17 protein-coding genes and 1 other RNA gene are annotated in these 22,683 nt (G+C 68.9%); 17 read left to right on the top strand and 1 reads right to left on the bottom strand.

Going from position 1 to position 22,683, the window contains the following annotated elements:
* Positions 1–105: 105 nt before the first annotated feature.
* Positions 106–3,699 carry a NahK/ErcS family hybrid sensor histidine kinase/response regulator gene (locus BUF17_RS06160; RefSeq protein ID WP_073626626.1) on the bottom strand — a complete coding sequence of 1,198 codons (3,594 nt, stop codon included), beginning with the start codon at positions 3,697–3,699 and terminating at the stop codon, positions 106–108.
* A 274-nt stretch (positions 3,700–3,973) separates the two neighbouring features.
* Between BUF17_RS06160 and mscL the strand changes: the two genes are divergently transcribed.
* From mscL to ftsA, 17 genes are all read left to right on the top strand, one after another.
* Positions 3,974–4,423: a large conductance mechanosensitive channel protein MscL gene (mscL, locus tag BUF17_RS06165; RefSeq protein WP_073627206.1), complete on the top strand. Its 450-nt coding sequence runs from the start codon at positions 3,974–3,976 to the stop codon at positions 4,421–4,423.
* Positions 4,424–4,526: 103 nt separating this feature from the next.
* Positions 4,527–4,915: RNase P RNA component class A (gene rnpB / locus BUF17_RS06170), an RNA gene on the top strand.
* A 428-nt stretch (positions 4,916–5,343) separates the two neighbouring features.
* Complete coding sequence (locus BUF17_RS06175; RefSeq protein WP_073626628.1) at positions 5,344–5,805, top strand: division/cell wall cluster transcriptional repressor MraZ; 462 nt, start codon at positions 5,344–5,346, stop codon at positions 5,803–5,805.
* Positions 5,802–6,839, top strand: coding sequence for a 16S rRNA (cytosine(1402)-N(4))-methyltransferase RsmH (gene rsmH, locus BUF17_RS06180; protein ID WP_073626630.1), 1,038 nt, complete (start codon positions 5,802–5,804; stop codon positions 6,837–6,839). The genes BUF17_RS06175 and rsmH overlap by 4 nt, the downstream gene beginning before the upstream one ends.
* Positions 6,840–6,842: 3 nt before the next feature.
* Positions 6,843–7,376 carry a cell division protein FtsL gene (ftsL, locus tag BUF17_RS06185; protein ID WP_073626632.1) on the top strand — a complete coding sequence of 178 codons (534 nt, stop codon included), beginning with the start codon at positions 6,843–6,845 and terminating at the stop codon, positions 7,374–7,376.
* A 10-nt stretch (positions 7,377–7,386) separates the two neighbouring features.
* The gene (locus BUF17_RS06190; protein ID WP_073626633.1) at positions 7,387–9,138 is read left to right on the top strand and encodes a peptidoglycan D,D-transpeptidase FtsI family protein; all 1,752 of its coding nucleotides are present in this window, start codon (positions 7,387–7,389) and stop codon (positions 9,136–9,138) included.
* A 94-nt stretch (positions 9,139–9,232) separates the two neighbouring features.
* Positions 9,233–10,711, top strand: a complete 1,479-nt coding sequence (locus BUF17_RS06195) for a UDP-N-acetylmuramoyl-L-alanyl-D-glutamate--2,6-diaminopimelate ligase (RefSeq protein WP_073626635.1) — start codon at positions 9,233–9,235, stop codon at positions 10,709–10,711.
* Positions 10,708–12,135 carry a UDP-N-acetylmuramoylalanyl-D-glutamyl-2,6-diaminopimelate--D-alanyl-D-alanine ligase gene (locus tag BUF17_RS06200; RefSeq protein ID WP_073626637.1) on the top strand — a complete coding sequence of 476 codons (1,428 nt, stop codon included), beginning with the start codon at positions 10,708–10,710 and terminating at the stop codon, positions 12,133–12,135. The genes BUF17_RS06195 and BUF17_RS06200 overlap by 4 nt, the downstream gene beginning before the upstream one ends.
* Positions 12,136–12,142: 7 nt before the next feature.
* Positions 12,143–13,225, top strand: a complete 1,083-nt coding sequence (mraY, locus tag BUF17_RS06205) for a phospho-N-acetylmuramoyl-pentapeptide-transferase (protein WP_073626639.1) — start codon at positions 12,143–12,145, stop codon at positions 13,223–13,225.
* Between the two features lie 10 nt (positions 13,226–13,235).
* The gene (gene murD / locus BUF17_RS06210; protein WP_073626641.1) at positions 13,236–14,648 is read left to right on the top strand and encodes a UDP-N-acetylmuramoyl-L-alanine--D-glutamate ligase; all 1,413 of its coding nucleotides are present in this window, start codon (positions 13,236–13,238) and stop codon (positions 14,646–14,648) included.
* Positions 14,648–15,802, top strand: coding sequence for an FtsW/RodA/SpoVE family cell cycle protein (locus BUF17_RS06215; RefSeq protein ID WP_073626643.1), 1,155 nt, complete (start codon positions 14,648–14,650; stop codon positions 15,800–15,802). Before murD ends, BUF17_RS06215 begins: the two co-directional genes overlap by 1 nt.
* Positions 15,799–16,932 carry a UDP-N-acetylglucosamine--N-acetylmuramyl-(pentapeptide) pyrophosphoryl-undecaprenol N-acetylglucosamine transferase gene (locus tag BUF17_RS06220; protein WP_073626645.1) on the top strand — a complete coding sequence of 378 codons (1,134 nt, stop codon included), beginning with the start codon at positions 15,799–15,801 and terminating at the stop codon, positions 16,930–16,932. Before BUF17_RS06215 ends, BUF17_RS06220 begins: the two co-directional genes overlap by 4 nt.
* Complete coding sequence (murC, locus tag BUF17_RS06225) at positions 16,929–18,347, top strand: UDP-N-acetylmuramate--L-alanine ligase (RefSeq protein WP_073626647.1); 1,419 nt, start codon at positions 16,929–16,931, stop codon at positions 18,345–18,347. Before BUF17_RS06220 ends, murC begins: the two co-directional genes overlap by 4 nt.
* Entirely contained in the window at positions 18,347–19,312 is a 966-nt protein-coding gene (murB, locus tag BUF17_RS06230) for a UDP-N-acetylmuramate dehydrogenase (RefSeq protein WP_073626649.1), read from the top strand. Before murC ends, murB begins: the two co-directional genes overlap by 1 nt.
* Before the next feature lie 103 nt (positions 19,313–19,415).
* Positions 19,416–20,339, top strand: a complete 924-nt coding sequence (locus BUF17_RS06235; RefSeq protein WP_073626652.1) for a D-alanine--D-alanine ligase — start codon at positions 19,416–19,418, stop codon at positions 20,337–20,339.
* Positions 20,336–21,229 (top strand): cell division protein FtsQ/DivIB, encoded by an 894-nt coding sequence (locus BUF17_RS06240; protein WP_244530807.1) that lies wholly within the window; start codon positions 20,336–20,338, stop codon positions 21,227–21,229. Before BUF17_RS06235 ends, BUF17_RS06240 begins: the two co-directional genes overlap by 4 nt.
* Entirely contained in the window at positions 21,226–22,548 is a 1,323-nt protein-coding gene (gene ftsA, locus BUF17_RS06245; RefSeq protein ID WP_073626656.1) for a cell division protein FtsA, read from the top strand. The genes BUF17_RS06240 and ftsA overlap by 4 nt, the downstream gene beginning before the upstream one ends.
* Positions 22,549–22,683 lie beyond the last annotated feature (135 nt).

Here is a 22,683-nt window from a genome sequence, read left to right on the forward strand (position 1 = left end):
CTCTCGCATTCGGCAGTGATCTGATCAGGGCGAATTAGCACGGAAGCGTGCCGCACGCATCCGCCGCACCAGGACAGTGACCGGTACCGGTGGGCAAGCTCGGGTTCATTCCGCGGCGGTGGCGAGCCGGCCACGGCGCGCGAGCACGGCCCTGAGCGGCGCCGGCTTCACCGGCTTGTTGATGATGGCGATGCCGAGCGCCTGTGCCCGCGCCCGCAGGTCGGCCGAACGGTCTGCCGTCACCAGGACCGCACCCAGCGCCGCGCCCCAGCGGGCCCGCAGCGCCGCGATGACGTCGATCCCGTTGGCCTCTCCGAGATGGAAGTCGACCAGCATGACCTCCGGGACGAAGCCGCGCACGTCGGCCTCGGCGATCGCGGCCTCGAGACCGGACACCGCCAGCACCCGGTGGCCCCACCCGGTGAGGAGGGATGTCATGCCGTCGAGAATATCAGGCTCATTGTCGATGCAGAGAATATCGAGGCCCCGCGAGGCAGCCGGAAGAGCGGCCGGCGGCGCCGCAGGCAGCGCCGGGGCTGGCGTCGGCGCGGATGGCAGTTCCACCGCGAACCGGGAGCCCTTTCCGGTCCGGGACCATACCCTGATCGGCAGGTCGAGCATCCGGCCGATGCGCTCCACGATCGAGAGGCCGAGACCGAGGCCGTGAACCGTGCGGCCGGCGGCCTGGCCGGTATCGAGGCGGCGGAATTCCTTGAAAACCTCGTCCAGCTTCGACCCGGGAATGCCGATGCCGGTGTCGACCACCTCGATCGCGACCCGGCCGTGCCGGCGCCGGCACCCGACCACGACGCCTCCGCGCTCGGTGTATTTGATGGCGTTGGAGACGAAGTTCTGGAGAAGCCGGCGCACCAGCCGCCGGTCGGACCGCACCGAGAGCGAGGTCGGCACAATGACGAGCCTGAGCCCCCGGGCACGGGCGATCGGCTCGAACTCCACACGCAGGGTCGAGAAGATGTCTTCCAGCCGGAAGGCGGTGATCTCCGGCTTCAGCGCACCGGCATCGAGCTGCGAGATGTCGAGAAGCGCGCCGATGATCTCCTCGACCGATTCCAGTGACGCCTCGATCTTCTCCACGAGGGGCGCCTGCTCCGAGGTGCGAAGCCGTTCGACCAGCGTGGAGACATAGAGCCGGGCGGCGTTGAGCGGCTGGAGGATGTCGTGACCGGCGGCGGCGAGGAAGCGCGTCTTGCCGATATTGGCCTCGTCCGCCGCCGCCTTGGCGCGGGTCAATTCACGGTTGAGGCGCTCCAGTTCGGCGGTGCGCTCGCGAACCCGGCGCTCCAGCGTCTCGTTGGCGCGCGCCAGGGCTTCCGCGGCGAGCACGCGGTCGGTCATGTCGGCGAGCAGCAGCACCACGCCGCCGTCCGGCATCGGGCTCGAATGGATCTCGACGATGCGGCCGACAGAGGCGAGCCGGCGTTCGAGCGTGGTGCCGGCGCCGGACAGGAGATCGGCCAGCCGCGTCTCGATGATGGCCTCCGCGCTGCGCTGGGCCGGATCGCTGGACTGGAGATCGCCGCGCTCGGCGATCTGGTGAAGGATCGCCCGCAGCGACGTGCGCACCTCCACGATCTCGGGCGGGATGTCGAGGAGCCGATGGAACTGGCGGTTCCAGCATGACAGCCGCAGTTCGCTGTCGAACACCGCGATGCCCTCGTGGACCTGCTCCAGCGCGGTCTGCAGCAGGTCGCGATTGTGCCGGATGGCGGCGGTCGCGTCGTCGAGCAGCTTGTAGGCGCGCTTGGCGGCGGGATCGCGCTGCCGGATCAGCGAGGACAGCACCAGCCGCGACGAGGCGGAGCCGACCGCGCTCGCCAGCAGCCGCTCGGAGAACCGCAGCAGTTCGGCATCGGCCGCTGCTTTCGGCTGCAGCAGGATGCCCCGCCCGCGCTCGTGGCCCTCGAACGCAGCGTCGGTACGGGCCTCGCCGAGATAGCGCGCGATGGTGGCCTTGAGGTCGCTGACGGTGACCGCGGTCCGCCACAGCCGCAGATTCGGCACGGGGCCGAGATCGCTGGGCACGAACTGGGAGGCCTGCAGCCGCTCGCTCAACTCCGGCGGGCGCATCAGCGACACCGCGATATAGGCGGCGAGGTTGACCGCGAGACTCCAGAACACACCGTGGATGAACGGATCGAAGGTGAACGAGAACAGCGCCTGCGGCCGAAGCAGCCAGATGCCGAGCGGACCATCGGTGATGAGGCTCTCCGGCAGCAGGCCCGTGGCGACGAAGTTCGGCAACAGCAGCGTGTAGGTCCAAAGCGCGAAGCCCGACACCATGCCGGCGATGGCGCCGCGCGCGGTCGCCCGCCGCCACACCATGCCGCCGAAGAAGGCCGGTGCGATCTGGGCGACAGCGGCGAACGCGAGCAGCCCGATCTGCGCGAGCGCCGCAGCACCGCCGACCGCCCGATAATAGCCGTAGGCGAGCATGATCACCGCGACGATGGCCGCGCGGCGGACGAGAAGAAGCCGGCGCCCCATGTCCGCGCCGCTGCCGCCCGTGCCGCCTGCCGCTGGCGACACCCCGAACCTCCGCTCGCGACGGCTCAACATCAGCGGGAAGATGAGGTCGTTGGAAATCATGATCGAGAGGGCGACGGATTCGACGATGACCATTGCCGTCGCGGCGGAAAGCGCGCCCGCGAAGGCGATCAGCGCCACACCGTTGGCCCCGGTCGAGAGCGGCAGGGCGAGCACGAAGGTATCGGCATCGACGCTGCCGCCGAAGGTCAGCAGGCCCGCGGCCGCCACCGGCACGACGAAGAGGTTGATAGCCAGCAGATAAAGCGGGAACAGCCAGGCGGCGCGGGTGAGTTCAGCCGGTCCTGTGTTCTCGGTCACGGCGACGTGGAACTGGCGCGGCAGCAGGAGGGCTGCGACGAAGGACAGTGCGAGCTGCACGATCCAGGGACCGCCGTCCGGCGGCGAGGCGAACACCGCGGCGATGTCGGGATGGGCCATCAGGTCGGCGATCAGCGGGCCGGCGCCGCCGAACATGACGAAGGTGACATAGGTGCCGACGATGAGGAAGGCGCAGAGCTTGACGACCGACTCGGCGGCGATCGCCAGCATCATGCCTTCCTGATGCTCGGTCGCATCGGCATGGCGGGTGCCGAACAGGATGGAGAACGCCGCCATGGCGAGCGCGACCAGGAGCGAGATGTCGCCGAACCGGGCCGCTCCGGCGCCGGCGGCCGCCATCTCAGGCCCGCCCAGATGGGCGACGAGCGTCTCGACGGAAATCGAGACGGCCTTGAGCTGGAGAGCCAGATAGGGGATCGAGCCGACCACCGCGATCAGCGTCACGACGGCCGCCACCACCTGGCTCTTGCCGTAGCGCGCGGCCACGAAGTCCGCGACGGACGTGATGCGTTCGAGCTTGGCGAGGTAGATCACGCGGGCGAGCAGCGGACGGCCGACGGTGAACAGCAGCGCCGGGCCGATATAGATCGTCAGGAACGACAATCCGCTGGTCGATGAGAGGCCGACGGAACCAAGAAAGGTCCAGGACGTACAATAGACGGCGAGCGACAGCGCGTAGATCGAGCTGCGGCCCGTGCCGCGTGCGGCCCGGCCGTGCCCGCGCGCCGCCTGCCGGTCCCCGTAGCTCGCGACGGTGAACAGGAGCCCGATATAGCCGACGATGACGACCAGGATGATCGAGACCTGGAGCATGACAGCGCGTGTGCCCTCCCGCTCCGGGTGCCGAGTGACATGATCGTCCCTAAGGACCATCGGCAGCCGAAGGTTGCATGTCCGTTCGCGGACATTGCGTTCTGACTTGATCCGCAATCGGACCATATCGCCCGCACGCTGTCCATGAGTTCAGGCGGAGAGCGTCAGGCGGGCCGCCTCAGGTGGACAGCCGGCGAGCCGGCCCTCACAATATCACGCGGGGCGGCAACGCCCGGCACCACGGAACCCGCAGAAGAGGTCGACGATGAGCAGCATTCTGAAGGAATTCCGCGATTTCGCCATCAAGGGCAACATGCTCGATCTCGCCATCGGCGTGATCATCGGCGGCGTGTTCGGGGCTATCGTCTCGTCGCTCGTGCAGGACATCCTGATGCCGCCGATCGGGCTTGCGCTCGGCGGCGTCGATTTCACCAACATGTTCGTCACGCTCCGCGACGGCACGCCGCCCGGGCCCTATGTGAGCCTCGCTGCCGCCCAGGCCGCCGGTGCCGTGACGCTGAACATCGGGCTGTTCCTCAATGCCGTGGTGAAGTTCGCGATCGTGGCGGTGGCGCTCTTCGTCGTCGTCAAGGGCATCAACAAGATGCGCGCGATCGCGGAGGGCGAGAAGAAGGCCGCGCCGCCGCCGCCGCCCAGCAGCGAGGTCGTGCTGCTGACCGAGATCCGCGACCTTCTGGCCGCGAAGGCCGCGCCGAAGCCGTAAGACGACGCCCGTTTGCCGGGCAGGTGCCCGGACGACACATTTTCATGCCCCTTCGCGCGCGCCGGATTTCCCTCCGGCGCGCTTTTGCTTTAAGCGGATGGCGCCAGCCGGCCGGACGGCCGCTCCGGCAGGGACCGAAAGGTCGCCGGGGAGGAAAGTCCGGGCTCCACGGAAACACGGTGCCGGGTAACGCCCGGCGAGGGCGACCTCAGGGAAAGTGCCACAGAAAGCAAACCGCCCGCGCATGCGCGGGTAAGGGTGAAAGGGTGGGGTAAGAGCCCACCGCGGACCCGGCAACGGGGACGGCACGGTAAACCCCACCGGGAGCAAGACCGAATAGGGGCGGCGCGGGGGCGACCCCAGCCCGTTTCCGGGCCAGCCGCCCGGGTAGGTCGCGAGAGGCGTCCGGCAACGGGCGTCCCAGATGAATGGCCGTCGCGCGGGTCCCATGGGCCCGCCTTACAGAACCCGGCTTACAGGCCGGCTGGCACTCTCTCCTTTCTCGGTTCATTCCGCGAACATTTCCCCACCCTGCGCCGGGCCGGACGCCCCGCCGGCGGCGTTCGCGTGCGTTCGATCCGCCCATGCACACAACATCTGGACCTGCCCGAGGTTTCGACCACAAGGGCATGGATTTACGCGGTTTCAACCTTGTTCGTGATACGTGCTTGAGGTCGCCGCGTGGCGGTGGAATCCATATCGGTCCATTGACGCCCATGACCTCCCATGCTATCCCAAAATCCATCGGATCGAGGCGGTCGGGCGGACCTTCAGCGCTCGGTATCGGACTGATTTCGCCACACCGCCCGCGCCGAATTTCGTTCTTGTTGCGTCCTTTGCCGAGGGTCTCCGGCGTTCCCCGGTCGGTCCCGCGTCGCAACGCGATCTATTGGCGTGTTGTTGGCCGGGCAGGTGAGGCGATGCACGGATACGTGTCCCACTTCACGATGCGGCTCGACGCCAAGGGGCGGGTTTCCGTCCCCGCGCCGTTTCGCGCCGTGCTGGGACGGGATGGGTTCGAGGGGCTCTACTGCTTTCCCTCGCCGCATCAGCCAGCGGTGGATGCGGGCGGAAACCAGCTCATTGCCGAGATCGAACGGCGGCTCGGCGGTTTTCAATCGCTGACGGCCGAGCACGATTTCGTCGCGACCGCGCTGTTCGGCATCAGTGAAGTCCTGAAGATCGACGCCGAGGGACGCGTCACCTTGAGTGAATCCATCAAGACCCATGCCGGCATCACCAGCGAACTCGTGTTCGTCGGCCAGGGTTTCAAGTTCCAGATCTGGGAGCCGGAGCGCTTCGCAGCCCACCGTGCCGAAGCCATGCGCCGCGCGCTGGCGATGTTCCAGTCCGGCGCCGCAGCAGCAGGAGAACGCTCATGACGACCGGCGCTCCCGCGGCCCCCTCTTCCCTTCCCTCCGCCGATGCGCGCCACCGGCCCGTGATGCTCAACGAGGTGGTGGCTGCGCTCGCCCCGCTCGAGGGACGCGTGGTGATCGACGGCACGTTCGGTGCCGGCGGCTACAGCCGTGCCATTCTCGCCGCCGGAGCCGAGGTGATCGCGATCGACCGCGACCCCCACGCCGTCGCGGCCGGTCGCGCGGTCGAAGCCGCATCCGGCGGACGCCTGACCCTCGTCCACGGCCGCTTTTCCGCGCTCGACGAACACGCCCGGGCTGTCCTTGCGGGCCGGCGGACGACCGTCGACGGCGTGGTGCTCGACGTCGGCGTTTCCTCGATGCAGCTCGACGAGGCCGAACGCGGCTTTTCGTTCCGCGGGGACGGTCCGCTCGACATGCGGATGTCCCAGGACGGCATGAGCGCCGCCGATCTCGTGAACGATGCCGACATCGGCACGCTGACCCGCATCATCGGGCTCTATGGCGAGGAGCGGCGCGCCCGTGCGGTCGCCCGTGCGATCGTGGAGCGCCGCAAGGAGCTGCCGTTCTCGCGCACCGCCGACCTCGCGCGGCTGGTGGAACGCGTGGTGCCGAAATCCGGCGACGGCATTCATCCGGCCACCCGCACGTTCCAGGCGCTGCGCATCGCCGTCAACCGCGAACTCGACGAACTCGTCGAAGCGCTGGGCGCGGCCGAACGCATCCTCGCGGCCGGCGGACGGCTGGTGGTGGTGGCCTTCCACAGCCTGGAAGACCGCATCGTGAAGCGCTTCCTGGCCGATCGCACGCGCGAGCGGGCCGGCGGATCGCGCCACCTGCCCGAGGCCGAGGTGCCGCCGGCGACCTTCCGCGTCGCCGTGCGTGGCGTCGTCGCTCCCTCGTCCGAGGAAGTCGCGGCCAATCCCCGCGCCCGCTCGGCAAAGCTGCGCGCGGCCGAGCGCACGGGCGCACCGGCACGCCCGGTCGATCCCGACGCCTTCGGCGTGCCATCCGTGATCATCGGCACGGGAGGCTGAGCGATGATGCGTCGTTTCCCTTATGGCCGCCTTCTCAGCGTCCTTCTCGCGCTCGCCACCATCGTGGTCGCCGCCTTCGCGTTCGAGGAGAAGCGCGACAGCGCGCACGCCGCTTCCCAATTGGCGAAGTTGAAGCGCGAGATCGCTCGCGAGCACGAGAAGATCGCCGACCTCAAGGCCGAATGGGCGCTGCTCGACCAGCCCTCGCGGCTGCAGGGCATCGCCATGCGCTACGGCGACGTGCTGCACCTCCAGTTCCTCGATCCGAAGCAGATCGGCACGCTCGCCGACATTCCGGAACGGCCGCCCGAGCCGGAGATCCCCGCGGAAGGCGCGAGCCACGGTGCCCAGGCGCGCGCGTCCGGCGGACAGACCGCGGGCGGCCAGATGGCAGCCAACCCTGCCCCCGTCCACCGCGACGCCATCGACGCGCTGGTGACGGGCTCGATCGGCGCCGTGCCGAACGATCCCGCTGCGGCGGCCCAGGACGACACCGAAGAAGAAGACGGCGGCAATCCGCTGTCGGCGACAGAGTGAGGCGCGCGCGATGAGCCTGACCATGACCTCCGGCGCCATGCTTCCCAATATCCGGCGCCTCGGCAAGACCGCGCAGGACTCCACCCGTGGCCGCATCGGACTGGCGATGCTCGGCTTTTCGCTGCTGTTCGTCGTGTTCGTCGGTCGGCTGGGCCAGCTCGCGCTGGCGCCGGACCATGCCGCGACCGCCTGGCGTTCGGCGCAGGATGCCGTCGCCGCCGCCCGCCCCGACATCGTCGACCGCAACGGCGAAATCCTCGCGACCGACATCCGCTCGGTGTCGCTGTTTGCCGAGCCGCGCAAGGTGCTGGACGCCGACGAGGCCTCGGAGCTGCTTTCGAGCGTGCTTCCGGAACTCGGCGATGCCTCCACGCGCAACCGCCTCGCCTCCAAGGCAGGGTTCATCTGGCTGAAGCGCGAGCTTTCGCCGGCCCGTCAGCGGCAGATCTACGATCTCGGCATTCCCGGCATCGGCTTCCTTCAGGAGAACCGGCGCTTCTATCCCGGCGGCAACGTCGCGGCCCACATCCTCGGCGGCGTGAACGTCGACAACCAGGGCATCGCGGGTTTGGAGAAGGAAGTCGACGGCCAGGGCCTCGCGGACCTGCACGCGCTCGGCTTCGCCCAGACCCGCAATCTCGAGCCGGTCAAGACCTCCATCGACCTGCGCATCCAGCACGCGGTGCGCGACGAACTCGTGCAGGCGGTCGAGCGCTATCGCGCCGAAGCGGCCATCGGCATCGTCCTCGACGTCGAGACCGGCGAAGTGATCGCCATGAGCTCCGTCCCGGACTTCGATTCGAACGATCCGGTCGAGGCGCTCGAAAAGAACAAGATGAACCGGGCGACCGCCGGTGTTTACGAACTCGGCTCGGTGTTCAAGACCTTCACGATCGCCGCGGCCTTCGATGTCGGCAAGATCAGTGTGAACTCGGTGTTCGACGCCTCCGTGCCGTTGAGGATCGGCCGCTTCGCGATTCACGATTTCCACGGCAAGCATCGCCCGCTCACCGTTCCCGAGATCTTCATCTACTCGTCCAACATCGGCACCGGCCGCATCGCACTCTCCATCGGCGGCGGCGCGATGAAGGAATATTTCGGCCGCTTCGGCTTTCTTCAGAAGCTGAAGACCGACCTGCCGGAGGTGGGCGCACCGATCGTGCCGCGCAGCTGGAAGGACATCACCGTCGCCACCACGGCGTTCGGCCACGGCATTTCCGTGAGCCCGATGCAGGCCGCCTCCGCCGGCGCCGCGCTGATGAACGGCGGCCGCTACATTCCGCCGACCTTCTTCCCCCGCACCAAGGAAGAGGCCGACAAGATCGCGGTTCGAATCGTCCAGCCGCATACCAGCGACATGATGCGCTACCTGTTCCGTCTCAATGCGGAGAAGGGCTCGGGCCGGCGCGCGAACATCCCGGGCTTCGACGTCGGCGGCAAGACCGGCACCGCCGAGAAGGTGATCGGCGGGCGCTACTCCAAGGACCAGAACGTCAACTCGTTCATGGCGGCGTTCCCGATGGACCACCCGCGCTATCTGCTGCTGGCCACCATCGACGACCCCCGTCCGGAGACGCCGGGCGCGGGACGGTCCTCCGGCGCCAATGCCGTGCCGCTCGCCGCCAACATCCTGCGCCGCATCATGCCGATGCTCGGCATCCAGCCGGGCGTCGACATGCCGGCCGAGCAGATCCTGGCTTCCGGGCCGATGACCCAGGCAGGGGCCATGGCCGGAATGAAGACGCTCGCCGGAAACGACTGATCCAACGAAGACCGCCCCGGCTGCCGGCCCAAAAAACCGCAGCCGGGTTTGACCCGACAGCCGCCGTTAACCTTACTGAAAGCCGACCGACATCATGCGCCTCGCCGACCTCGCCCCGGATCTCGTCTCCAGCCCCGCCGAAGGCGGCGTCGCTGTCGCGGGTCTGACGGCGGACAGCCGCAAGGCCGGGCCGGGCGTGCTGTTCGCCGGCTTGCCGGGCACGCATGCCGACGGTGCCGCCTTCGCCGCGACCGCGGTGAAGGCCGGCTCGCCGGCCGTGCTCGTCGGGCTGGAATCGACGGTGCCGCCGGACCTCGGCGTGCCGGTGCTGCGCGATGCCGATCCCCGTCGCCGTCTCGCGCTGATGGCCGCGCGGCTTAACGCACCGCAGCCGGAGACCATCGTCGCGGTGACCGGAACGGCCGGCAAGACCTCGGTCGCCGCCTTTACCCGCCAGATCTTCGAAGCCGCCGGCCATCCGGCTGCGAGCCTCGGCACACTCGGCATCGTCACCGCCGCATCCAAGGTCTACGGCAGCCTGACGACGCCGGATCCGGTGACGCTCCACGCCGATCTCGCCCGGCTTGCCCGCGAGGGCATCACCCATGTGGCGATGGAGGCCTCCAGCCACGGGCTCGACCAGCGCCGGCTCGACGGCGTCGAACTGACGGCTGCCGCCTTCACCAATCTCGGCCGCGACCACATGGACTATCATCCGACGGTCGAGGACTATCTCGCCGCCAAGCTGCGCCTGTTCCGCGAACTGCTGCCGGAAGGCGCGCCCGTCGTGGTCGACCCCGACGCGCCGGGCGGCCGCGAGGTGGTCGCCTCCGCCCGCGAGCGGGGCCTGCCGCTCGTCACCGTCGGGGCGAACGGCGAGACGCTTCGCCTCGTTTCCGCGACACCCGAAGGAACGGGCCAGCGGCTGACGATCGAATCCGCCGACGGCGTCCACACCGCGTTCCTGCCCCTTCTCGGCGATTTCCAGATCGCGAACGCGCTGACCGCCGCCGGCCTCGCCATCGCTGTCGGGATCACGCCCGCCGTTGCGCTCGATGCGCTTGCGGGGCTGGAAGGCGCGCCAGGCCGCCTCGATCTCGTCGGCCGCACGGCCGAAGGTGCGCCGGTGTTCGTCGACTATGCCCACAAGCCCGATGCCCTCGAAGCCGTGCTGACCACGCTGCGGCCGATCACGCCCGGCCGTCTGGTCGTCGTGTTCGGCGCGGGCGGAGACCGGGACCGGGGCAAGCGGCCGCTGATGGGGGCCATCGCGTCCCGCCTCGCCGACACGGTCATCGTCACCGACGACAACCCGCGCAGCGAGGAACCTGCGGACATCCGCCGCGCCATCCTGGCGGCCGCGCCCGGTGCCATCGAGATCGGTGATCGGGACAAGGCGATCGCCGCCGGCGTCGCCATGCTCGGCGCAGACGATGTGCTCGTCGTCGCCGGCAAGGGCCACGAAACCGGCCAGATCGTCGGCGGAACCGTGTTGCCGTTTTCCGACCATGAAGCGGTGCTTCGTGCACTCGCCGCACACGCGGCCCCTTCCTCGCCGGAGACCGCCCGATGACCGCGTTGTGGACCTTTGACGCCATGGTCGATGCCACCGGCGGCCGGCTGGTGCCGGCCGGCGACGGTGTCGTCACCGGGCTTTCCATCGATACGCGCACCCTGCAGCCAGGGGACGCGTTCTTCGCGATCACCGGCGAGCGACTGGACGGCCACGACTACGTCACCGCAGCGCTTGCGAGCGGCGCATCGATCGCTGTGGTCGCCGCCGAACGGTTGTCTTCCTTCGCCGATGCCGGCACCAAGCTGGTGGTGCCGGACGTGCTGGCAGCCTTGCGCGACCTCGCCGCCGCGGCCCGGCGGCGATCGGCGGCCAAGATCGTGGCCATCACCGGCAGCGTCGGCAAGACCGGCACCAAGGAGGCGATGCGCCGCGCGCTTTCGGCCTGCGGCTCCACCCATGCCTCGGCCGCGTCCTTCAACAACCACTGGGGCGTGCCGCTGTCGCTCGCCCGGATGCCGACCGACACCGATTTCGGCGTGTTCGAGATCGGCATGAGCGCACCGGGCGAGATCGCGCCGCTGGTCAGGCTCGTGCGCCCGCACGTCGCGATCGTGACCACGATCGCCGCCGCACATGCCGCGTTCTTTTCATCCGAAGAGGCCATCGCCGACGCCAAGGCCGAGATCTTCCTCGGCCTCGAGCCGGGCGGCACCGCCGTCCTCAACCGTGACAACCGCCATTTCGACCGGCTGGCGGCCGCGGCGAGGGCCGTCGGCGCGCGGATCGTCGGCTTCGGTACCGATGCCGCTGCCGACGTGCGTCTCGTCGACGTCCGTCTCGAAGCGGATCGCTCGGAAGTCGAGATCGAGCTCTTCGGCCGGCGGCTCGCCTATGAGCTCGGCGCTCCCGGCCGTCATCTTGTGATGAACAGCCTTGCGATCGCGGCAGCGGTGGATGCCGTCGGCGCCGATCTCGAGGTTGCCCTCGGCGCGCTCGGCGGATTTTCGGCGCCCGTCGGCCGCGGCAAACGCCACGTGCTGCAGCTTGCCGGCGGCACCGCGATGCTGATCGACGAAAGCTACAACGCCAATCCGACGTCGATGCGCGCCGCCTTCGAGGTGCTGGCGCTCGCACCCGTCGGTCCGGGAGGGCGGCGGATCGCGGTCCTCGGCGACATGCGCGAGCTCGGTGCCGACGGCCCGGCGCTGCATGCTGCGCTGGCCGCGGACATTGAGGCCGCCGGGATCGACCGCGTCCATTGCGCCGGACCGCTGATGGCCTCGCTCTACGACGCCTTGCCCGCCTCATTGCGCGGCGCCCGTGCCGAGACCGCCGCCGAACTCGAACCGGCCATCGAGGCCGACCTCGCGCCGGGCGACGTCCTCATGATCAAGGCTTCCAACGGCAGCCGGCTCGGACCGGTCGTCGCCCATCTTTGCACCCGATTCGCGGGCGGGACCGCGGTCGGTTCGGGGGTTTGAAAAGAGGATGCTCTATTTCCTCGCCGATTTCAGCGGACACGCCTCGTTCCTGAACGTGTTCCGCTACATCACCTTCCGCACGGTCGCGGCGATGATGACGGGCCTCCTGTTCGTGTTCCTGTTCGGGCCGGCGATCATCGCCTCGCTCCGGGTGCGGCAGGGCAAGGGCCAGCCGATCCGCACCGACGGCCCCCAGAGCCACCTCGCCAAGCGGGGCACGCCGACCATGGGCGGGCTGATGATCCTCTCGGGCCTCGTCGTCTCGACGCTGCTCTGGGGCAACCTCACCAACCCCTATCTGTGGGTGGTGCTGCTCGTCACACTCGGCTTCGGGATGATCGGGTTCTACGACGACTATCTCAAGGTGACGAAGCAGAGCCACAAGGGCTTCTCCGGCAAGGTGCGCCTGCTGATCGAGGCGCTGATCGCCGGCACGGCCGCCGTGGTGATGAGCCATCTCGCCGCCCCGCACCTCGCGACATCCCTCGCGGTGCCGTTCTTCAAGGACGTGATCATCAATCTCGGCTGGTTCTTCGCGCCGTTCGCCATTCTGGTGATCGTCGGCGCCGGCAATGCCGTGAACCTGACGGACGGGCTCGACGGCCTCGCCATCGTGCCGGTGATGATCGCGGCCGGCTCCTTCGGCGTCATCACCTACCTCGCCGGCAACGTGGTGTTCGCCGACTATCTGCAGATCCACTTCGTCAGCGGCGTCGGCGAGCTTGCGGTGCTGTGCGCGGCGATGATCGGGGCCGGCATCGGTTTCCTGTGGTTCAACGCTCCGCCGGCCGCGATCTTCATGGGAGACACCGGCTCGCTCGCCCTCGGCGGCATGCTCGGCGCCATCGCGGTGGCGGCGAAGCATGAGGTGGTGCTCGTCATCATCGGCGGCCTGTTCGTGATCGAGGCGCTCTCCGTCATCATCCAGGTGATCTCGTTCAAGACCACCGGCCGGCGCGTGTTCCGGATGGCGCCGATCCACCACCATTTCGAGCAGCTCGGCTGGACGGAGCCCCAGGTCGTGATCCGCTTCTGGATCATCGCCATGGTGCTCGCCCTGATCGGGCTCTCCACTCTGAAGCTGCGGTGAGGACGGCCGGATGATCCCGCTCGTTTCCCTCAAGGGCGCGAAGATCGGCGTGCTCGGCCTCGGCCGGGCCGGCCGTTCCGTCGCAGCCGCCGCAGCGGCCGGCGGGGCCGAAGTCTATGTGCACGATGACGACGAAGGTGCCGTCGAGCGCCTCGGTATCGTCGGGGCGGTCCAGACCGACCTCGCGACAGGCCCGTGGCCCGCTCTCGATCTTCTGGTCGCGAGCCCCGGCGCCGCGCACATCTATCCGAAGCCGCATCGGGTGATCGAGCGCGCCTGGGGCGAAGGCGTGCCGGTCGACAACGAGATCGGCCTGTTCTTCGCCGCCATCGCCCATTCCGGCGCCACCGTGATCGCCATCACCGGCACCAACGGCAAGTCGACCACGACGGCGCTCACCCGGCACCTCGTCGCATCCTCGGGCCGCGCGGTGCAGATGGGCGGCAATATCGGCGTGCCGGTGTTCGACCTCGACATGCCGGCGCCGGGCGACGTGGTGGTGCTGGAGCTTTCCTCCTATCAGATCGACCAGGCGCGCCAGCTTTCACCCGACATCGCGGTGTTCCTCAACCTCACGCCGGATCACTACGACCGTCACGGCGGCCGCGGTGGCTATTTCGCCGCCAAGCGCCGGCTGTTCGAGGTCGGGCGACCGCGCGTCTCCGTCATCGGCGTGGACGAAGAGGAGGGCCGCTTCCTCGCGAACCTTACCCGTGCCGGACGCGAACCCGGTGGCTCCACCATCGCCATCTCGGCGACGCGCGATCTCGGCGGCCATGGCCTCAGCTATCGCTTCGACGGCGAAGCCATCGTGGAACTGCGCGACGGCGAGGCGCGGGCGCGGTATCCGCTCGCCGGAATCGGCTCGCTCCGCGGCGTCCACAATGCGCAGAACGCCGCCGCCGCCATCGCAGCGGTGCGGGCGGCCGGTCTTGCCGCGGATGTCGTCGCCGACGGCCTGAAGACGTTTCCCGGCCTCGCCCACAGACTGGAAACGGTTGGTCGGCGCGGCAAGGTGCTTTTCATCAACGATTCCAAGGCGACCAACGCGGATTCGACCGCGAAGGCGCTGGCGAGCTTCGAGCGGATCTACTGGATCGCCGGCGGCGTTCCGAAGGCAGGCGGCATCGCCGACCTCGCGCCGTTCTTCGGCCGGATCGCTAAATCCTACCTGATCGGCGAGGCCGCCGCAGACTTCGCAGCCACCCTCGAGGGTCGCGTGCCGTTCGAATTGAACGGGACGCTGGATGCGGCGGTCGCCGCCGCGGCCCGCGATGCCGCCGGGGATGGAGCTGCCGAGCCGGTCGTACTGCTTTCGCCGGCATGCGCCTCGTTCGACCAGTTCAAGAGCTTCGAACAGCGCGGCGACGTGTTCCGCACGCTGGTTTCCGGCCTCGCCGGCATCGAAATGGGAGGTGCCTGATGGTCTCGCGCGTCGACCGAAGCCGGGTATCGGAATGGTGGTGGACCATTGACCGCTACCTGCTGTTCACGCTCCTGTTCCTGCTGGCGAGCGGCGTGGTGCTTTCGTTCGCGGCAAGCCCCGCGGTCGCCGAGCGCATCGGCGCCGGCACCTACCATTTCGTGCAGAGGCAGGCGTTCTTCGCCGTTCCGGCCGCCTTCACGCTCGTCGCGATCTCGATGCTGACGCCGAAGCAGGTGCGTTCGACCGCCTTCATGCTCTACGGCGTGATGCTTCTGCTCACCATCGCGACGCTGTTCTTTGGCGCCGAGGTCAAGGGCTCGCGGCGCTGGCTCAACCTCGCCGGCATGTCGGTGCAGCCGACGGAGTTTCTGAAGCCGGCATTCGTGATCCTGATCGCATTCGCGCTTTCGGAAGGCGCCAAGCGCACCGGCCTGCCCGGAAAGGCCATCGCCGCCTTCCTTCTGGCGATGACGCTCGCCCCCGTGGTGGCGCAGCCCGACCTCGGTCAGGCGATGCTCTTGTCGATCACGTGGTGCGCGATGATCTTCCTCGCCGGCCTGCCGTGGATCTTCACGGTCGTGCTGGCGGCGCTCGGCGCGAGCGGCCTTGCGGGCGCCTATTTCGTGTTTCCCCACGTCGCGGGCCGCATCAACCGCTTCCTCGATCCCGGATCCGGCGACACCTTCCAGGTGGATACGGCGATGGATTCCTTCGCCGCCGGCGGCTGGTTCGGCGTCGGTCCCGGCGAGGGCAGCATGAAGCAGATCCTGCCCGACGCCCACACCGACTTCGTGTTCGCGGTGACCGCCGAGGAGTTCGGCATCCTCGCCTGCATGCTGCTGGTGTCGCTGTTCGGTTTCATCATCCTGCGCGGCCTCCGCCACGCCCGCGACGAGCCCGACCCGTTCGTGCGGCTCGCAACGTCCGGCCTCGTCATCCTGTTCGGCGTCCAGGCCTCCATCAACATGGCGGTGAACCTGCACCTGATGCCGGCCAAGGGCATGACCCTGCCCTTCATCTCCTACGGCGGTTCCTCGCTGGTCGCCATCGCGCTCGAAATGGGTTTCGTGCTGGCCCTGACGCGGCGCCGCCCACGCATCGATGCGCCGTTCCGTCCGATCGTCATGACCCGGCGGGAGCGCACGGCATGATCGACGCGGCCAAGGGCACGGTGCTGCTCGCCGCCGGGGGAACCGGCGGCCACCTCTTCCCGGCGGAGTCGCTGGCCCACGCGCTGACCGCACGGGGCTGGACGATCGACCTCGTCACCGACGAACGCGCCGACAAGTACGGCACCGCGTTCCCGGCCCGGAAGGTGCACATCGTGTCGGCCGCGACCGTGACGGGTCGCTCGCCGCTCGCGCTGGCGAAGACCGCCGCCGGGCTCGGCCTCGGCTTCCTGCAGTCGCTGAAGGTGATCGGCGCGGTGAAGCCGGCGGTGGCCGTGGGCTTCGGCGGCTACCCGACCGTGCCGCCGCTGTTCGCGGCGAGCGTGCGCGGCGTACCGACCATCCTGCACGAGCAGAACGCCGTGATCGGCTGGGGCAACCGCATCCTCGCAAAGCGCGCGACGCGCATCGCCACCGGCTTCGCTTCGCCGAAGGGCACCGAGGCGTGGGCATCGAAGCTGGTGCTGACCGGAAACCCGGTGCGCCCTGCGGTCATTGCCGCCGCTGCGGTGCCCTACTCGGCTCCGACTTCGGACGGCGCGTTCAACCTGCTCGTCTTCGGCGGCAGCCAGGGCGCGCGCGTGTTCGCCGACCTCGTGCCGCCGGCGCTGGAACGTCTCGACCCGGTGCTCCGCGCCCGCATCCGCCTCACCCAGCAGGTGCGGCCCGAGGACATCGGGCGCGTGACGGCCGCCTATGCCGCCATGGGCATCGCAGCCGAGATCGCCCCGTTCTTCACCGATCTTCCGGCCCGCATCGCCGCTAGCCACCTCGTGGTGTGCCGCTCGGGCGCCTCCAGCGTCGCCGAGCTTTCGGTGATCGGCCGGCCTTCGATCCTCGTGCCGCTGCCCCATGCCCGCGACCAGGACCAGGCCGTGAACGCCGCCGTGCTCGCCGGTGTCGGCGCCGCATGGCCGATACCGCAGGGCGACCTCTCCGCCGATCCGGACCGGCTCGCGCGCGAAATCTCAACCCTTGCCGGCGCGCCCGGACGCCTCGCCGAGGCGGCTGCCGCTGCCCGCGGGATCGCGATGCCGGATGCCGTGGCGCGCCTCGCCGATCTCGTCGAGGAAACCGCCCGCCGGCGCCCGAACGGAGCTAGAATCCCATGAAGATGCCGCGCGACATCGGCCCTGTTCATTTCGTCGGCATCGGCGGCATCGGCATGAGCGGCATCGCCGAGGTGCTGCACAATCTCGGCTACCCGGTGCAGGGCTCGGACATCTCGGAGAGCGCCAACGTGGCGCGCCTGCGCGAGAAGGGCATTCCCGTCGCGGTCGGCCACGACGCGGCCAATCTGGGCCAGGCGACCGTGATCGTCGTCTCCTCCGCCGTGAAGCGCGACAATCCCGAACTCGTTGCTGCCCGCCTACGGCTGCTGCCCGTCGTGCGCCGCGCGGAGATGCTGGCCGAGCTGATGCGGCTCAAGCAGTCTGTCGCCATCGCCGGCACCCATGGCAAGACCACCACCACGTCGCTGGTCGCGACGTTGCTCGATGCCGGCGGGCTCGATCCGACCGTCATCAACGGCGGCATCATCAACGCCTACGGCACCAACGCGCGCCTCGGCGGCGGCGAGTGGCTGGTGGCGGAGGCGGACGAATCCGACGGCACCTTCCTCAAGCTGCCGGCCGACATCGCCGTCGTCACCAATATCGACCCGGAACACCTCGACCACTACGGCACCTTCGAGAAGGTGCGCGCGGCGTTCGAGCAGTTCGTGGAGAACGTTCCGTTCTACGGCTTCGCCGTGATGTGCCTCGATCATCCTGAGGTGCAGAGCCTCGTGCGCGAGATCGAGGACCGACGCATCATCACCTACGGCTTCAACCCGCAGGCCGACGTGCGGTGCCACAATGTCGAGATGGGCGCGCGCGGCTCGACCTTCTCCGTCACCATCCATGACCGCGTGACAGGCGCGACGAAGACCATCGCGGACATCGCGCTGCCTGTGCTCGGCCGGCACAATGTTTCGAACGCGACGGCCGCCATCGCGGTCGCCGACCGTCTCGGCATTGCGTCGGACGAGATCCGCCATGGCCTTGCCGGATTTGCGGGTGTGAAGCGGCGCTTCACCCATACCGGCACATGGAATGGCGTCGACATCTTCGACGACTACGGCCATCACCCCGTGGAGATCAGGGCGGTGCTGAAGGCGGCGCGGGAAGCGACGCGGGGACGCGTGGTCGCCGTGGTCCAGCCGCACCGCTATTCGCGGCTGCAGAGCCTGTTCGCCGATTTCTGCACCTGCTTCAACGACGCGGAGACGGTGATCGTCGCCGACGTCTATGCGGCCGGCGAGGCGCCCATCCCTGGCATCGACCGCGATGCCCTCGTGCAGGGGCTGCGCACCAGCGGCCATCGCGATGCCGTCGCCCTGCCCTCCCACGCCGATCTCGCAGGCCTCGTGCGCGGCAAGGTGCAGCCGGGCGACATCGTCGTCTGCCTCGGTGCCGGTTCCATCACGCAGTGGGCCTACGCGCTGCCGAAGGAACTCGAAGCCCTCGACGGAAAGCCGGAGGCGTGATGGACGGACAGGGCCTCATCGCGGCGATGCAGTCGGTAGCGGCAACCCCGCTGCGCGGCACGCTGACGCCCGACGCCCCGCTCGCGAACTTCACCTGGTTCCGCACTGGCGGACCGGCGGACGTTCTGTTCGTGCCGGCCGACGAAGCCGACCTTGCCGTCGGGCTCGCCGCCCTGCCGGCCGACGTGCCGGTGACGGTCCTCGGCCTCGCCTCGAACGTGCTGGTGCGCGACGGCGGCGTGCCCGGCGTGGTGATCCGCCTGTCCGCCCGGCCGTTCGGGATGATCGCGGTGGACGGAGACAACATTCGCGCCGGTGCCGGCGCAGCCGACGTCAAGGTCGCGCGTGCCGCGGCCGATGCCTCGCTTGCCGGGCTCGCGTTCCTGCGCGGCATTCCGGGCGCCATCGGCGGCGCACTCAAGATGAACGCCGGCGCCTATGGCGGCGAGGTGAAGGACCGGTTCGTGTCCGCCCGCGCGCTCGACCGCGCCGGCCGCCTCCATGTTCTGAGCGCCGCCGACATGGGCTTTTCCTACCGCCACACCGCCGTGCCGCCTGACTTCATCTTCACCGAAGTCACGTTCAGCGGCACGCCGGGAGACAAGGACGTGATCCTCGCCGAGATGGACGCGATCACCGCATCCCGCGAGGCGACGCAGCCGGTCAAGAGCCGCACCGGCGGCTCCACTTTCAAGAACCCGCCGGGCGACAAGGCCTGGCGGCTCGTCGATGCCGCCGGCTGTCGCGGTCTGCAGGTCGGCGGGGCACAGGTCTCGGAACTGCACTGCAATTTTCTGATCAATACCGGAGGCGCGACCGCCGCCGATGTCGAACGCCTCGGCGAGACCGTCAGGGCGCGCGTTCTCGCCACCTCCGGCATCCGGCTGGAGTGGGAAATCGAACGCATCGGCCGAATGCCGGATGGCACCGCGATCGAGCCGTTCATCGATACGGCAGCGGCCTGAACGAAGACGCGCGTGGCGGCATCGGCCGGCAGGCGCCTGAGAAGACTGGAAAGAACGCCACCGGCGAAAGCCGCGCGGCAGGTGGGAGCCGGACGAGAAAGTCATGAGCGAAGCGATGCACATCGCCGTCCTGATGGGCGGATGGGTCAGCGAACGGCCGGTCTCGCTGAATTCCGGCAAGGCTTGCGCCGCCGCGCTCGAGGCTGCGGGCTTCCGGCACGTCACGCCGATCGATGTCGGCAGCGACATTGGTCAGGTGCTGGCGGATCTGAAGCCGGATGTCGCTCTGAACGCCCTCCATGGCCGCTTCGGCGAGGACGGGGCGGTGCAGGGGGTGCTGGAAATCCTGCGGATTCCCTACACGCACTCCGGCATCCTCGCGTCCGCGCTCGCGATGAACAAGGCGAAGGCAAAGGCGGCGTTCGCCGCCGCCGGCCTGCCGCTGGCGAATCACCTGATCGTCTCGCGCGCCGAAGCCGCCAGATCCCATGTGATGCCGCCGCCCTACGTGCTGAAGCCGCTGACCGAGGGATCGAGTTTCGGCGTGCTGATCGTGCGCGCGGACGCCGCCCATCCTCCCCAGGAACTTTACCGGGAGGACTGGCCTTATGGCGACATTCTGATGGCGGAGCGCTACATCCCCGGGCGGGAGCTGACGTGCGCGGTCATTAACGATTCGCCCACCGACATCATCGAGATCGTGCCGGTGGGCCACGCCTTCTACGACTATGATTCCAAATATGTCCCGGGCGCCTCGCGCCACGAGCTGCCGGCAAAAGTTAAACCGAATATTTACCAAAATGTCCAAAAACTAACCGTCGAAGCGCATCGCGCGCTGGGCTGCCGAGGGGTGTCGCGGGCGGACTTCCGCTACGACGACGAAACGGACGAACTCGTCCTCCTTGAGGTCAACACCCAGCCCGGCATGACGGCGACGTCGCTGGTCCCGGAACTCGCCGCCCATCAGGGCATGACGTTCCCGGAACTCGTCAGATGGATGGTGGAGGACGCAAGTTGCGATCGGTGAGGCGGCAGTCCAGAGGTGGCAATGCCTGGTCCCAAGGGGCCGGCGGCCTGCCGATCGGCCGGTCGCGTCGGCGCCGCTTCTTCTCCGCGATGATCGCGGAGCTGGAAGCGGTACCGCGCGGAACCGGAACTGCTGGCGCCGTCACGTTCCTGGGGCTGACGCTCGTCTACGCCATTGCCGTCGGCGGCCACTGGTCGACCGTGGTCGATGCCGCGACGGCCAATTCCGGCTTCGCGATCACCGCGGTCAAGATGAGCGGTCAGGCGGAAACGTCCGATTCGGCGCTGCTCGCCGCCCTCGGCATCGACCCCGGCGTGTCGCTGGTGGCATTCGACGCCGCCGAGGCGCGCGACCGGGTGATGGCACTGCCGTGGATCGATACAGCCTCGGTGCAGAAGCTTTATCCGGGCACACTCTCTGTGACGGTCACGGAGCGCACGCCGTTTGCGCTGTGGCTGAACCACGGCCGCTATTTCCTGATCGACAGCACGGGCCGCGTGATCGCCGAGGACGTCGATCCGGCCGAACATCCGCTGCCGCTCGTTGCCGGCGACGGCGCGCCGCCCAAGGCCCGCGAAGCGCTCGCGATGGTCGATTCCGAACCTGGGATTGGCAAGCAGGTGCGCGGCCTGGTGCGCATCGGCGACCGCCGCTGGGATGTCGTGCTGAAGGACGGCGTCGTGATTCGCCTGCCGGAGAAGGATCCGGAAACGGCCCTCGCCTCGGTGGTGCAGTTGGACGCCGAGAACGGCCTCCTGAAGCGCGACATCGCCGTCGTCGATCTCCGCCTGCCGGACCGCATGGTCGTGCGCCTGACCAAGACCGGCGCCGATGCCCGCCGCGAAGCCCTCGCCAAGAAGACGTCGAAATCCAAGGGAGCCGATACATGATCCGCATCGGTTCCGATTCCTCCATGCGCCTGAAGCCCCTGCCCCATCGGCGCTCGTCGCTCGTCACGGTGCTCGATGTCGGCTCGACCAAGGTCGCCTGCCTGATCGCCCGGCTGAAGCCGCGTTTCGACGGCGACATCCTCGATGGCCGCACCCACGCGATCGAGGTGCTGGGCTATGGCTACCAGCGTGCCCGGGGCATCAAGTCGGGCGTCGTCGTCGATCTCGATGCGGCCGAACAGGCGATCCGCCTCGCGGTCGATTCCGCCGAGCGCATGGCCGGCGTCACGGTCGAATCCCTGATCGTCACCGTCACCTGCGGGCGGCTGTCGAGCGCGACCTACTCATCCGTCGTCGACGTCTCCAGCGGCACCGTCGCCGAGGGCGACATCCGCCGGGTGCTGGCGGCGGGCGGCGGGCACGCAGTCGACGACGGCCGCACCATCGTCCACACCCTGCCGGTCGGCTACACGCTGGACGGCAGCCGCGGCATCCAGGATCCGCGCGGCATGCTCGGCCGCCGCCTTGGCATCGATCTCACCGTCGTCACCGCCGAGACCGCGCCGCTGCGCAATCTGCTGCTCAGCGTCGGTCGCGGCCATCTCGACGTCGAGGCTGTCGTAGCGACGCCTTATGCCAGCGGCCTTTCCACCCTCGTCGACGACGAGGCGGAACTCGGCTGCGCCTGCGTCGACATCGGCGGCGGCACCACCTCGATCGCGGTGTTCAACAACAAGCATCTCGTCCACGTCGACGCCATCGCCATCGGCGGCGCCCACGTCACGCTCGATATCGCCAACGGCCTGTCGATCCGCGTTCAGGATGCCGAGCGGCTGAAGACGCTGCATGGCACGGCGCTGGCCGGCTCGTCCGACGAGCGCGATGTGCTGACGGTGCATCCGGTGGGCGAAGAAGATGCCGGGTCAGCCCATCAGGTGCCGCGCGCGCATCTCAACCGCATCATCCGGCCGCGGGTCGACGAGATTCTCGAACTCGTCCGCGACCGGCTGGCAGCCTCCGGCTTCGCCGGACGCATCGGACGCCGCGTGGTGCTGACCGGCGGCGGCAGCCTTCTGACCGGGTTGCCGGAAGTGGCCCGACGGGTGCTCGGCCGCTCGGTTCGCCTCGGCCGGCCGCTCGGCGTCGCCGGGCTGCCCGAGGCCGCAAAGGGCCCCGCCTTCGCCGCCGTGGTCGGGCTGATCGTTTATCCGCAGGTGGTGCAGTACGAGCAGGTGCCGGTGCGCCCCGTGCGGTCGGCCCTGACGGGAACCGACGGCTATCTCGCGCGCGTTGGGCGCTGGTTCAAGGACGGCTTCTGATGGACGAGGACGAGGACCGGCCGACAGGCGGCATCAGACACGAGCGACCACCGGATACCTCGGACGGACGCTCAAGACGGACGGCAAACGGCCCCGGGCCACAGGCTCAGGCGACCGGAGCGAACACCAAGACTG

The organism is Pseudoxanthobacter soli DSM 19599 (genome assembly GCF_900148505.1).
In the GTDB taxonomy this organism is placed as follows: domain Bacteria; phylum Pseudomonadota; class Alphaproteobacteria; order Rhizobiales; family Segnochrobactraceae; genus Pseudoxanthobacter; species Pseudoxanthobacter soli.

Excerpts from the sequence above, each read along its gene's own strand:
- BUF17_RS06160 (WP_073626626.1), bottom strand. The coding sequence starts at position 3,699 with ATGCTCCAGGTCTCGATCATCCTGGTCGTCATCGTCGGCTATATCGGG.
- BUF17_RS06175 (WP_073626628.1), top strand. The coding sequence starts at position 5,344 with ATGCACGGATACGTGTCCCACTTCACGATGCGGCTCGACGCCAAGGGG.
- rsmH (WP_073626630.1), top strand. The coding sequence starts at position 5,802 with ATGACGACCGGCGCTCCCGCGGCCCCCTCTTCCCTTCCCTCCGCCGAT.
- ftsL (WP_073626632.1), top strand. The coding sequence starts at position 6,843 with ATGATGCGTCGTTTCCCTTATGGCCGCCTTCTCAGCGTCCTTCTCGCG.
- BUF17_RS06190 (WP_073626633.1), top strand. The coding sequence starts at position 7,387 with ATGAGCCTGACCATGACCTCCGGCGCCATGCTTCCCAATATCCGGCGC.
- BUF17_RS06195 (WP_073626635.1), top strand. The coding sequence starts at position 9,233 with ATGCGCCTCGCCGACCTCGCCCCGGATCTCGTCTCCAGCCCCGCCGAA.
- BUF17_RS06200 (WP_073626637.1), top strand. The coding sequence starts at position 10,708 with ATGACCGCGTTGTGGACCTTTGACGCCATGGTCGATGCCACCGGCGGC.
- mraY (WP_073626639.1), top strand. The coding sequence starts at position 12,143 with ATGCTCTATTTCCTCGCCGATTTCAGCGGACACGCCTCGTTCCTGAAC.
- murD (WP_073626641.1), top strand. The coding sequence starts at position 13,236 with ATGATCCCGCTCGTTTCCCTCAAGGGCGCGAAGATCGGCGTGCTCGGC.
- BUF17_RS06215 (WP_073626643.1), top strand. The coding sequence starts at position 14,648 with ATGGTCTCGCGCGTCGACCGAAGCCGGGTATCGGAATGGTGGTGGACC.
- BUF17_RS06220 (WP_073626645.1), top strand. The coding sequence starts at position 15,799 with ATGATCGACGCGGCCAAGGGCACGGTGCTGCTCGCCGCCGGGGGAACC.
- murC (WP_073626647.1), top strand. The coding sequence starts at position 16,929 with ATGAAGATGCCGCGCGACATCGGCCCTGTTCATTTCGTCGGCATCGGC.
- murB (WP_073626649.1), top strand. The coding sequence starts at position 18,347 with ATGGACGGACAGGGCCTCATCGCGGCGATGCAGTCGGTAGCGGCAACC.
- BUF17_RS06235 (WP_073626652.1), top strand. The coding sequence starts at position 19,416 with ATGAGCGAAGCGATGCACATCGCCGTCCTGATGGGCGGATGGGTCAGC.
- ftsA (WP_073626656.1), top strand. The coding sequence starts at position 21,226 with ATGATCCGCATCGGTTCCGATTCCTCCATGCGCCTGAAGCCCCTGCCC.